15 protein-coding genes are annotated in these 11,220 nt (G+C 46.8%); all 15 read right to left on the bottom strand.

The genetic code is table 11. The features are described from left to right. Positions 1 to 13 precede the first annotated feature (13 nt). On the bottom strand, positions 14 to 1,144 hold the full coding sequence (gene flhB / locus BLQ99_RS06890) for a flagellar biosynthesis protein FlhB (protein WP_093689447.1): 1,131 nt from the start codon (positions 1,142 to 1,144) through the stop codon (positions 14 to 16). Beyond that, positions 1,098 to 1,880 (bottom strand): flagellar biosynthetic protein FliR, encoded by a 783-nt coding sequence (gene fliR, locus BLQ99_RS06885; protein WP_093689445.1) that lies wholly within the window; start codon positions 1,878 to 1,880, stop codon positions 1,098 to 1,100. The genes flhB and fliR overlap by 47 nt, the downstream gene beginning before the upstream one ends. Before the next feature lie 15 nt (positions 1,881 to 1,895). Next, a complete protein-coding gene (fliQ, locus tag BLQ99_RS06880; RefSeq protein ID WP_093689443.1) occupies positions 1,896 to 2,165 on the bottom strand; it encodes a flagellar biosynthesis protein FliQ in 270 nt (89 codons plus the stop codon). Between the two features lie 12 nt (positions 2,166 to 2,177). Further along, positions 2,178 to 2,918, bottom strand: coding sequence for a flagellar type III secretion system pore protein FliP (gene fliP / locus BLQ99_RS06875; protein ID WP_093689441.1), 741 nt, complete (start codon positions 2,916 to 2,918; stop codon positions 2,178 to 2,180). 45 nt (positions 2,919 to 2,963) lie between these two features. Further along, on the bottom strand, positions 2,964 to 3,518 hold the full coding sequence (gene fliO, locus BLQ99_RS06870; RefSeq protein ID WP_093689439.1) for a flagellar biosynthetic protein FliO: 555 nt from the start codon (positions 3,516 to 3,518) through the stop codon (positions 2,964 to 2,966). Between the two features lie 5 nt (positions 3,519 to 3,523). Then, positions 3,524 to 3,886, bottom strand: a complete 363-nt coding sequence (locus BLQ99_RS06865; RefSeq protein WP_093689437.1) for a response regulator — start codon at positions 3,884 to 3,886, stop codon at positions 3,524 to 3,526. A gap of 35 nt (positions 3,887 to 3,921) precedes the next feature. Continuing rightward, on the bottom strand, positions 3,922 to 5,046 hold the full coding sequence (fliY, locus tag BLQ99_RS06860) for a flagellar motor switch phosphatase FliY (RefSeq protein ID WP_093689435.1): 1,125 nt from the start codon (positions 5,044 to 5,046) through the stop codon (positions 3,922 to 3,924). Beyond that, positions 5,039 to 6,043, bottom strand: coding sequence for a flagellar motor switch protein FliM (gene fliM / locus BLQ99_RS06855; protein WP_093689433.1), 1,005 nt, complete (start codon positions 6,041 to 6,043; stop codon positions 5,039 to 5,041). Before fliM ends, fliY begins: the two co-directional genes overlap by 8 nt. A 49-nt stretch (positions 6,044 to 6,092) precedes the next feature. After that, positions 6,093 to 6,563 carry a flagellar basal body-associated FliL family protein gene (locus BLQ99_RS06850; protein ID WP_093689431.1) on the bottom strand — a complete coding sequence of 157 codons (471 nt, stop codon included), beginning with the start codon at positions 6,561 to 6,563 and terminating at the stop codon, positions 6,093 to 6,095. Positions 6,564 to 6,580: 17 nt separating this feature from the next. Then, complete coding sequence (locus BLQ99_RS06845) at positions 6,581 to 7,363, bottom strand: flagellar motor protein (protein WP_093689429.1); 783 nt, start codon at positions 7,361 to 7,363, stop codon at positions 6,581 to 6,583. 12 nt (positions 7,364 to 7,375) lie between these two features. Continuing rightward, positions 7,376 to 7,573 (bottom strand): flagellar FlbD family protein, encoded by a 198-nt coding sequence (locus BLQ99_RS06840; RefSeq protein ID WP_007288430.1) that lies wholly within the window; start codon positions 7,571 to 7,573, stop codon positions 7,376 to 7,378. Between the two features lie 53 nt (positions 7,574 to 7,626). After that, positions 7,627 to 8,874: a flagellar hook protein FlgE gene (locus BLQ99_RS06835; protein ID WP_093689427.1), complete on the bottom strand. Its 1,248-nt coding sequence runs from the start codon at positions 8,872 to 8,874 to the stop codon at positions 7,627 to 7,629. 97 nt (positions 8,875 to 8,971) lie between these two features. Continuing rightward, on the bottom strand, positions 8,972 to 9,361 hold the full coding sequence (locus BLQ99_RS06830) for a TIGR02530 family flagellar biosynthesis protein (RefSeq protein ID WP_093689425.1): 390 nt from the start codon (positions 9,359 to 9,361) through the stop codon (positions 8,972 to 8,974). Continuing rightward, complete coding sequence (gene flgD / locus BLQ99_RS06825; RefSeq protein ID WP_093689423.1) at positions 9,361 to 9,771, bottom strand: flagellar hook assembly protein FlgD; 411 nt, start codon at positions 9,769 to 9,771, stop codon at positions 9,361 to 9,363. The genes BLQ99_RS06830 and flgD overlap by 1 nt, the downstream gene beginning before the upstream one ends. A gap of 14 nt (positions 9,772 to 9,785) precedes the next feature. Next, the gene (locus BLQ99_RS06820) at positions 9,786 to 11,186 is read right to left on the bottom strand and encodes a flagellar hook-length control protein FliK (protein WP_245690330.1); all 1,401 of its coding nucleotides are present in this window, start codon (positions 11,184 to 11,186) and stop codon (positions 9,786 to 9,788) included. Positions 11,187 to 11,220: the final 34 nt, after the last annotated feature.

Here is an 11,220-nt window from a genome sequence, read left to right as displayed (position 1 = left end):
CGCTCCTCCTAACTTAGGACAGGCGTTTTTTCAGCCGATAAACATAGGCAAGAACTTCGGCAACTGCTTGATATAGTTCGGGTGGCACAGTTTCGCCAATTTCAACGCTATCATACAACGCGCGCGCCAGCGGCTTGTTTTCCACGACGGCTACGCCATTTTCTTTAGCTATAAGTTTAATTTTTTCTGCCATAAAGTCTTGCCCCTTGGCAATTACCATTGGTGCAGTCATGGCTTTTTCGTAGAGCAAGGCTATTGCAAAGTGGGTCGGGTTGGTTACCACTACATCGGCCTTGGGAACCTCCTGCATCATTCGCCGCATAGCCAAGGCACGCTGCCGTTCCTTGATTTTGCCCTTAATCTGCGGATTGCCTTCTGTTTGCTTAAATTCCTCCTTCACTTCCTGCTTGGTCATCTTCAGATTTTGGTTATGTTCCCACCACTGATAATAGTAATCTAAAATGGCCAAGACAAGAATAACGGCGCCAATCCGGAAAGCCAAATCAAGCGTCAAAGCGGCAATCGCCGAAAAGGCATCCCTGAGATCAAGCCTCGATAGGTAAGCAACGTTCAGCGTTTCTTCGATAATAAATTGGTAAATAAAATAGCTAACAATGGCAACCTTGAGTAAAGACTTAACAAGTTCAACAAGCGCTCGCTTTGAAAAGAGCCGCTGCAGCCCTGCCGCCGGGTTTATTCGGCTAAGCTGCGGCATCAGCGGCTCGAGCGAAAACGTAAACCCGACTTGCAAAAAATTAACTGTTAGGGATACGGCTAGAATTACCAGCATTATGGGTAAAACTGTTTTAAGAAAGACAAGCACCAAATCGAGAAAAAAGCGGTAGGCCGACGTGATGGTCATATCCTCCGTCGTAAAGCGCGAAAAAAGAAATTGCATGTAGCCGGTTAGTTGTTCATAAATATATGGACCAGTCAGTTTAAGGGCGAAAAAGGCAGCCAATAGGCATAGGGCTGAACCAAGCTCAACGCTCTTAGCCACTTGCCCCTTTTTACGGGCTTCCTCCCGTCGCTTTGGCGTTGCTTCTTCTGTTTTTTCTTGGTTAAATCGCTGTATATCGAATATAAAAACAGTACTGCTAGGATAATGTGAGCAGGAGGCGGTAAACGTCCTTATACATTGCACTAAACCCTACCTCCAGTAAAGTGATATAAAAAGGCAAGGTCAAAGCGAGAATAAAAATACCAACGATAATTTTGCCAGGCACGCCCACGACAAAGATATTCATTTGCGGCATAATCCGGGCTAAAATGCCCATGGCTATATCGGTTAAGAATATAGCCGCTAGTATAGGTAAACTAATTTTTAAAGCAATAATCAAAACATTAAAAGTGATGTCAACGATCAAGTCTGTCAAATGCGGGCGAAAAACCACCGCGCCGACGGGAACTATTTTGAAGCTAGTAAATAAAGCGGACAGGAGGATATGATGGCCGTTTGTGGCTAAAAAGACCAGAAGGGAAAGAATATATTTAAAGTTGCCAATTAGCGGCAACTGCTGGCCTGACTGCGGATCAAGGATGTTTACTATCCCAAAGCCGATTTGCACGTCCAATAATTGTCCGGCCATTTGTACAGCATAAAATATCATGGAACTGATATAACCGAGACTAAGACCGAGCAGCAATTCGCCTATAACCAGAAAAACAAAAGCCCAAATTTGTTCGGGGACAATAGCGAGATTGCGCTGTATAACAATTGGAGCCAAAATATAACTAAGAATAAGGGCAAAACCAGCTTTAGCATAAACGGGAATATTGCGACTGCCTAAAACGGGGGCAGTTATCAAAATACCGGTTATTCGGGTAAAGATTAATAAAAAAAAGCCGAGCTGAGATTGTATTATTGTAAGAACGTCCAACTACAGCCCACCTTGCTACCGGATTAAGTGCGGCAAGTTTATGAAAATTTGTCGCGTATAGTCAACCATTAGACTTAGCATCCAGGGACCAAACAGGATAATGGCTGCAAATACGGCGATTATCTTGGGAATGAAACTGAGTGTCTGTTCCTGGATTTGGGTTGTAGCCTGAAATATACTGATAATGATACCGGCCAAAAGTCCCAATCCCAGCATGGGAGCCGATACCAGCATTACCATTGATAAGGCGTCACGCCCGATTTGAATAGCCAAGTCGCCTGACATAGCTCCTCCCTCCTAATTGAAACTCGTAATTAACGAGCGGATAATTAAATGCCACCCGTCTACCAGAATAAACAACAAAAGTTTAAACGGCAACGAGATCATAACAGGCGGCACCATCATCATCCCCATCGACATAAGGGTGCTGGCAACTACCATGTCAATAACGATAAACGGGATATATATTAAAAAGCCAATTTGAAAGGCTGTTTTCAGTTCGCTGATGATAAAAGCAGGAATAAGGGTAGAAGTTGTAATGTCTTCCGGCGAATTAGGCCGCGGTCCTTCGGAAAGATTAACAAATAAGGCTAGATCGTTCTCCCTGGTCTGTTTTAACATAAATTGGCGCAACGGCTTCATTGCTTCGTTCATAGCCGTATCCTGGGAAATTGCACCCGTCAGATAGGGTTGGAGAGCGTTTTGGTTAATTTGATCCCAATAAGGGGACATGGTGTAAAAAGTCAAAAATAACGCCAAACCAACTAAAACCTGGTTGGGCGGCGTCTGCTGAGTGGCAAGAGCGCTCCGCAGGAAAGACAGGACAATGATAATCCTGGTAAAGGATGTCATCATAATTAAAATGGATGGTGCCAATGACAGAACTGTCAGTGTAAACAGAACCTGCAGACTAAGGGCAACATCCTTGGGGTTTTCGGCGGGAGTTACGCCAATATTAACATTGGGTACCGGAATAAGCGGCGCTGCCTGTGCCGGCGCCATTAACAACAGCCACGCCACCATCACCATGAAAAGCATGATTGTCCCCTTTTGTACCACCTTACTACCTCTTCCTGTTCTCGCTCACTTTTTCGTCTTTTCGTCTGACTGGCTTAGCCGGTCACTGCCAAAAACTACGGGAAATTTGCCCGACATTTGTTGTAATGCTGCCATTTGCCGCCGAAGCACAAGGTTAAAACCATCTGAGCCAGCAACGCCCGGACGCGAACGCAGCTTTTCGATATCCTCGGCCGAAGTAATTTCCTGGAGGAGGTTAATGGAGTGATCGGTAACCCCCAAAACTAGGACTTTTCCGGCAATGTCTACCACATAGACCGCCTTGCCAGGCCCAAGCGGTAAGGTAGCAAGAATTTTGTGATCCCCTGCTACCGCATACCCGCCAAATTTTTGCCCTAAAAACCAGGAAGTAAAATACGCCAAAGCAATTACCACTAAAAAAACAACAATTAGAGAGAATACATAGGCCAAAGTAGAAAGAACAGACGTAGACGGCGGATCAGGAGCTTTGTATTTTAGAAACTCCCCGTCAGGCTCCTGGGCCCATGCCTGACCGCCAACAGCCAAAACAATCAAGATTAGGATAAGAAAAACAGCACAAGAGTTATTTAATTTAACCATATATATCAACCGACGGCTTTGCGCACAGCCTCCAGTACCCGGTCAGGCTGAAATGGTTTGACAATAAAGTCACGGGCGCCCGACTGAATGGCTTCAATGACCATGGCTTGCTGTCCCATGGCGCTGCACATAATAATTTTCGCAGCAGGGTCAATCTTTTTAATTTCTTTAACGGCAGTAATCCCGTCCATCTCCGGCATAGTAATGTCCATAGTGGTAAGATCCGGACGCAGCTCCTGATATTTTTCAATGGCTTTAAGACCGTTTTCGGCTTCGCCGACTACTTGGTAGCCGTTTTTTGTTAATATGTCTTTAATCATCATTCGCATAAAGGCAGCATCATCAACAATTAAGATTTTGGCAGCCATCAATAACCCTCTCCTATCTTCATATATCTAAACTGCTACTGTAAATTGTTCGCCCGTTCAAGCGGACTGACAATGTCCGTAATTCTAACGCCGAAATTTTCATCAATTACTACTACTTCCCCCTTGGCTATGAGCTTACCGTTTACCAGGATGTCGACCGGCTCTCCGGCAAGTTTATCTAGTTCCACCACGGAACCGGGACCTAATTCTAAAATTTCCCGGATAAGTTTCCGTGTACGTCCGAGTTCCACGGTAACTTGCAAAGGTACATCCATAATAAGACTAATATTGGTATCACCAGCGACTGGTGCACTCGGCTTCAATGGAGCGAACTGCACTGGTTGAACGGTAACATTGGAAAGTGGTTGATGCGTTTTGGGTACTGCTGCCGCTTGTTGCGCCTGCGCTAAATTAGTCTCCCTAGCCGGTGCCGTCACCGACTGAGCCGTAGGAGCTGCAACCTTGGGCGGTACCGGTGCAGTTGTCCCTGAAGGTTGCACAGCAGCCATCAGACTTTCAACCATCTCTTTGGCAACATTAATTGGAATAATTTGCATAATTTCGCTATCAATTAAACCTTCTACTTCCATCCGGAAAGATACGCTCACAATGGGTTCGTTGCCAGCCGCCATTGCACTAATATTCCCCTCTGTACTAAAGTCAAAGACATTTACTTGCGGCGGCGAGATATCAATTTTCTTTTTAAAGACGGTAGACATAGATGTAGCGGTAGAACCCATCATCTGATTCATCGCTTCGGAAACGGCACTCATGTACAAATCGTTGAGCTCGGCCGGCGGGTTTGAACCATCGCCACCCATCATGAGGTCAGCGATAATTAGCGCATCTTGTTTGCGGATAGCCAACAGGTTAGTACCTAAAATACCGTGGGAATAAAAAACCTCAATTACTAAGTACGGTAACGGGTACTGCCGCTTGATCTCGTTTAAAGTTGAGACGGAAACGCGAGGGGTCGTAATCGAAACACGCTTTCCCAGCAGAATAGACAGGGTTGTAGCAGCACTGCCCATGCAAATGTTACCGATTTCTCCAAGAGCGTCTTTTGCCATATCGTCAAGTTCAGGTGCGACAGGAGATGTAATTTGCTCGCCGCGTAGCAGGGCGTCAATTTCTTCTTGGGACAAAATACCATCACTCATCATTTTCATCTCCTTTCAACATAACTTCGGTGATTTGCACGGCAATCTTTCCGCCAACAAGCCCAGGCTTACCTTTGAACTTTTCTCGTTGGCCGATGATAACGCTGAGTTCGCCGTCAAAGCGGCTTTCGAGCTGTAGTACATCGCCAACGGCAAGGTCTAAGAGATCCTGCACCGTTACCGTAGCCCGTCCCAATTCAACAATAACCGGTACAGACGTGCGCTGCAGTTTCCGTTGCAAAGTGGTTATATTTTCTTGGGTAGCTTGTTTGGTTCCCCCCGAAGCTACCCAGAAGGTCGTCGTCAATTTTGACATGATTGGTTCAAGAACCAGATAAGGAATGCAAACATTGATAAGCCCTTCGGCCTGACCAATTTTAGCCTGCAAAGTAATGATAACGACCATGTCGTTGGGCGGTACAATTTGGGTAAACTGCGGATTGGTCTCAATCGCGCCAATACGCGGCTCAACGACCACCACCTGTTTCCACGCTTCCTGAAACCCTTCCAGCATTTTGGTCAAAACCCGGCGGACAATAGCTTCCTCAATATCGGTCAGCGGCCGCGTTTTAACTGGCGCCACACCGGTGCCGCCAAAAAGACGATCAATAATAGCAAACACGATATTAGGGTTCAATTCTAAAATAACATTGCCCTTAAGCGGAGGCATTTGAAAAATACTAATAACACTCGGATTAGGCAGCGACCGGATAAACTCCTCATATGTCAACTGGTCAACCGAGGCAACGTTTATGTGAACAAGCGTCCGCAGATGGGCGGAGAGATAAGTGTTGATAAGCCGGGCAAAGTTTTCATGAAGCATGTAAAGAGTACGAATTTGATCCTTAGAAAATTTATCGGGACGTTTAAAGTCGTATACTTTAATTTTGCGCTCTTTTTGTTCACTTTTGATCTCTTCGGCGGACACCATGCCAGTGGACAATGCTGATAAAAGCTCATCGATCTCCGCCTGGGACAAAACGTCAGACCCAGCCATTCTTCACCCTCCCTTCGCACCCTTCTTTCCTTATGAATAACAAGCCGAATTACTGGAGAACAAAGTTAGTAATATATACGTCGAGTACCCGCTCCTCGCCCAGCGCTTTGTTAATCTCATTTTTAAGCAGTTCTTTCAGCGCTTCCTGTTTGGCAGGCTCAAAATCTTCAACCTTTTGCGAACGTAAAACAAAAATGGCTGTATCCAGCATTTTTATTTCATCAGGCGCCGGGGTTTTTCCTTCTTTGGAAGGCGCTTTCTTGTCCGGTTTGACTTCAAGGATGATGCCAATTTTCAGATACCGGCCGCTATTTACGCCACCTATGTTTAAAATCAAGCCTTCTTTGGGATCGCCAAGTTTGATAAATGTGCCCGGTTCGCGGGCCTGTTTCTTTTCCATTGTTTGGCTAGCTATTACTTTAGTCGCAATATAATAAGACACACCGCCGGCTAATACAAGCCCAGCAACAATCAGGGCAATAATTATAAACAGCGGAAACTTTTTTCCATTCTCTGCCACGGAAAAACACTCTCCTACTACTCTTCGCCTTTATCCGGTTTCATCAAATCCCGCTGTTTGGGCGCTAAAAAGGCTGCAAGTTTTTCCGCCACAATTCGCGGGTTATCGCCCGCCTGTACTGACAGTATGCCTTCTAGCGTCACCTCATGAAACAGAATTTGGCGAGAGCTGCGGTTTTTTAGTTTAGCGCCAACAGGCAGGAAAAAGATATTGGCGCTGGCAACCCCGTATAGCGTAGCAATAAAGGCGGTGGCTATTGCCGGCCCTAAAGACTCGGTATCGGTAAGATTTCCCAACACATGGACCAGTCCCATAACCGTCCCGATTATGCCCATAGTGGGCGCATAGCCTCCTGCTGTTTCAAAAATACTGGCTGCTTTATGATGCCGTTCCTGAATAAACGTCAGTTCGGTTTCCATGATGCTGCGCACCAGTTCAGCATCCGTACCGTCGATAACTAACTGCATCCCCTTCTGTAAAAATTTATCCTCAATACCGGCCAAATCTTCCTCCAAGGCTAGCAGTCCTTCCCGCCGCGCCTTTTCGGCAAAGCCTACCATCATAGCAATCAGCTGCTCGGTATCATATTTTTCTTCTTTGAACGCAATGCGCAGCAAAGCAGGAACACTTTTTAACTCTTCCAGGGTGAAGCAGATGGCCGTTGCGCCAATAGTACCGCCAAAAACCAGTACAAAAGCCGGTAAACTAAACAAACTGGTAATATGGCCACCCTCCAGGACGACGGACAGGAGCAGCGCCGCCAAGCCCAATGCCAGGCCAAGAATTGTCATTAAATCCATACTTGCACCTCGTTAGCGGAAATTCCGATTAATAGCCCGACGATACTCCATTACCCTGCGCACCACTTCATTCATCGACTCTTCCACAATCAGCTTTTTACCGGTAGTTAGCGTAATCACCGTATCCGGTGTTTCTTCCACGGTTTCGATTAAATCCGCATTAAGCACAAATTCATGATTACCGCTCTTGAACCTCGTTAATTTGATCAAATTTGCCGCCCCCGTTGTTCTAACTTAAGGGGGGAAGAACCCCCCCTATTATGTTAGCGCTTGAGATTTGCCAGTTCTTGCAGCATTTCGTCCGTAACGGAAATAATCTTCGAATTGGCCTGAAAACCGCGCTGGGTGATGATCATATTACTAAATTCCTGGGCTAAATCAACATTGGACATTTCCAATGTACCAGGGTTAAGTTTGCCTCGGCCGCCGCTGCCGGTAACGCCGATCTCTGCCGTTCCGGAGTTGCTGGAAACGGCGTACAAACTATCGCCTATTTTGGTTAAACCGGCCGGGTTATTGAACGTCGCCAAGGCAACCTGCGCCAGGTTTCTTGTTTTGCCATTACTAAAACGGCCAACGATTACACCATTGGGGTCAATGGTAACACCTTCGAGACTACCGGGAGGATAACCGTCCTGATCAACGATTTGTAGCGTAGTATCGCCGCCGTATTGGGTAATTTGGTCAAATTTTAATTGGATACCGCTCACTGTTTGGGCCGGAGTCGTATAATCGATGGTGATTGTCGGCGGCGCTGCAGGCGCTGTCAATTTGCCGGTATTTGCATCAAAAGTAAGGGTGCCGTTGGCGGAAGCCGAGTCCACTGTATAACCGTTGCCATCAGTAACAGTATAATCCCAGGTGGTATCGCCTGTTTTTGTAAACTCCACGGCCAACGTATAGCGTTTGCCCACATTGTCATAGATATCATAACTTGCTTTCACTATGGTACCGGTAGCCGCTTCAGCACTTAAATTATTGGCAAAAGTAATCGCCTTTGTAGCCTGAGCAGGCATTTGGGTACCGACAGGAATATCAATGGTCGTCCGTTTGGATGGGTCGGTATCGATATTGCCGGTACTATCGGCTTTCCAGCCGACAACTTTATAACCCGTGCCCGGCACAATAAAATTGCCCAATCTATCGAAGTCAAAATTACCTGCCCGGGTAAATACTTCCGTCTTACCGCCATCAGGGGATAAAACAAAGAAGCCTTTCCCTTGAATCGATAGGTCGGTCTGCTTGCCCGTCGGCTGGAAGCTGCCGTCGGTAAAAATGGTATCAATACTGGCAATACTCATCCCTAAGCCAACTTGAATGGGGTTAGTACCGCCTTGGTTGCCGATTCCCGACGAAGCTCCCTGCATGGTCTGGCTTAATATGTCTTGAAAATTTACGCGGCCAGCCTTAAAACCAATGGTGTTGACATTGGCAATATTGTTACCGATAACGTCCATTCTGGTCTGGTGATTTCTTAATCCAGAAACGCCGGCAAACAATGAACGCATCATTGTGATATGACCTCCCACCATAAATGTTAGAGTAATAAATTTTAGCGGCTGTCTCAGTCATTCGCCAGCCTACGGGCTTCCTCATGGAGGTCCAGCCCTATACGATGACGGCGCTGTCAATATTGGTAAAAACGTTTTCTTTCATACTCGCGCCATCAATTGCGGTAATCACTGTCTTATTCCGAATACTTACAACCAAAGCAAGATTATCCATCAAGATGAGTGATTCTTTGGCTCCTTTCTGCGCTGCCTTTTCTACCGCACTATTTAATTTGGCCAGCTCGGCCTGATTTAGCTGGATATTGCGGCTCTGCAACCGCTGGAGAGCATGCTGCGAGAATTTGATACCTGTTAAATGTTGGTCCAGCACCTGGCTGAAACTTGGACCGGCATGAACAGGAGCCGTCGACTGTTTTTCCGGTGTTGGCGCCGGTGGATTAAGCGGCCCAATGGGTCGCTGCGGATAATAAATGCGGTTATCGGCCATCATGCACCTCCTTTTGCGCTCTCTTCTACCACTTGAATTTTACTCAATTTAACGGTAGCATCGCCCACAACTATATAAGGCTGTCCGTCGCTAATTTTAACGGCGCGAACAGTACCGGCCTGTTCGATGCCATTTTCATCCTGCCACCGGACCGTCTTACCTATTAAACCCATAGCCTGCGTAATAAACATGGTAGAGTTGAGGTTCTGCATTTGTTCCAAGCTGGAAAATTGCGCCATTTGCGCAATAAACTCCTTGTCTTCCATCGGGTTCATAGGATCCTGATACCTGAGTTGCGCTACCAGCAGTTTTAAAAAATCATTTTTGCCCAATTGGTCGTTTTTCTTAACCGACGAAACGCTTTCATCCGTAGCACTACTGACTGCGGTCGCACTACTGACAGATGTCACTTTTGCCTTCCCTCCTATACTCGGTAGTCAACGCCGGAAACGGCAGGAACCACATAATGTGCCCCGTGAGTTTCCATAGCGGCGACCTCCGAAAGCTGACGCATTGTTTTTCGTAAACCGGACTTTGTGAAAATATGCTGGCGCTGGTCACGTTGATCATTCATAAAAGACTGACTAAGCCCGGTGTAAACGCCTACATATTCCACCTTCAGGCCTTGGTTGATGAGTTCTTGTTTTAGTTCAGGCAACGAAGCCTCGATAATACTGCGGACTTCGGGATTATTGCTGTGAAAACTAGCCGTAACCGCCCCTCCGTTTTCTACCGACACCTTTAAAGTTAGCTCCCCAAGATGCTCGGGCTTCAAATGAATAACCATTTCGGAGTTGTCGGGCCGCATGCGGAGACGAGCCTGAGCTACTACTTGTTCTACTACTTTATAGGGATCGTGAATGACATGGGCTGGCGGAGCTGAATTACCAGAGGACGTAAAAGGAGCAGCAGGAGAAGTGTTTAAATGATCAATCATGCCGACAAAAACACTGGCAGGGTTATCGGCGCGCTCCGGTCTTGCTGCCGACAGCAATAGTTGAGCCTGTTTTTGTACTACTGGCTCGCCGTTAAATTCGCGTAAAACCACTTTCCCAACATCACTGTCCGTCGCGGCTGCCAGTTGCACGGCTCTCGATAAATCGTCCGGTAGTTCACCCGGTACAGGCATTATATTATCTCCCGCAGCCTGTAAAAGAGCATCGGTCGGCTCGTTCCCCTTGCCGGTAGCAGGCCATTCCTGTGATGACTTTTTCATGTCCAAAGGTTGAATTGGGATGTATTGGAATTTTTTCCCACTTTGCATGTCCGCGGCATAGGTGCTTAAGTCAGTAGTATTGGCAGTTATTTGCTGCGTTGCGCCTTGAACCGTAACCGTTTCAGTTTGGATTAAGCTTGCCGGAAAGGTAACGTCAACGGCCTTGGTCAGTGCGGTGGCATTCAGCAAAGTGGGGGTTATTGTACCATTTTGCGACAAAAGTGGCCTGTTGACTGACTCTAGCGCAATCGATGCCTGCTGACCTGGCGAGACAGGCTGAATCCCCGCGTCAATAGCAGTAGCCGTTCCAAATACACGGTTAAATTGTTCTTCAACCGGCAACGACGACGGCAGCACTAAAAATACCCACGGCATTACTATTGGGGCCGCGCCCTGCGCCAATGACGATATGGCAGGCATTAACTCGCCTTGCTTCTGCTCCTGTTTTTCCACCCTGCTGTCCGCGGAAATTGGCTGAAAATTCACCATCTCGCCAAAGATCGCCGCGAAATCAAGCGCCATTCCTATTTGTCCGGCTGCGTTTTTAATTTCGCGCGGCTGAACTCCCACTACAGTTGTTTCGCTGCTCATATTTTGTAAGGCCATCATTATGTCCAAATTATTCACCTCCTTTCAAGCGTGT

This window comes from Sporolituus thermophilus DSM 23256, from assembly GCF_900102435.1.
Classification (GTDB): domain Bacteria; phylum Bacillota; class Negativicutes; order Sporomusales; family Thermosinaceae; genus Thermosinus; species Thermosinus thermophilus.
The sequence above is the reverse complement of the archived record's forward strand: the minus strand, read 5'-3'. Positions and strand labels throughout refer to the sequence as shown.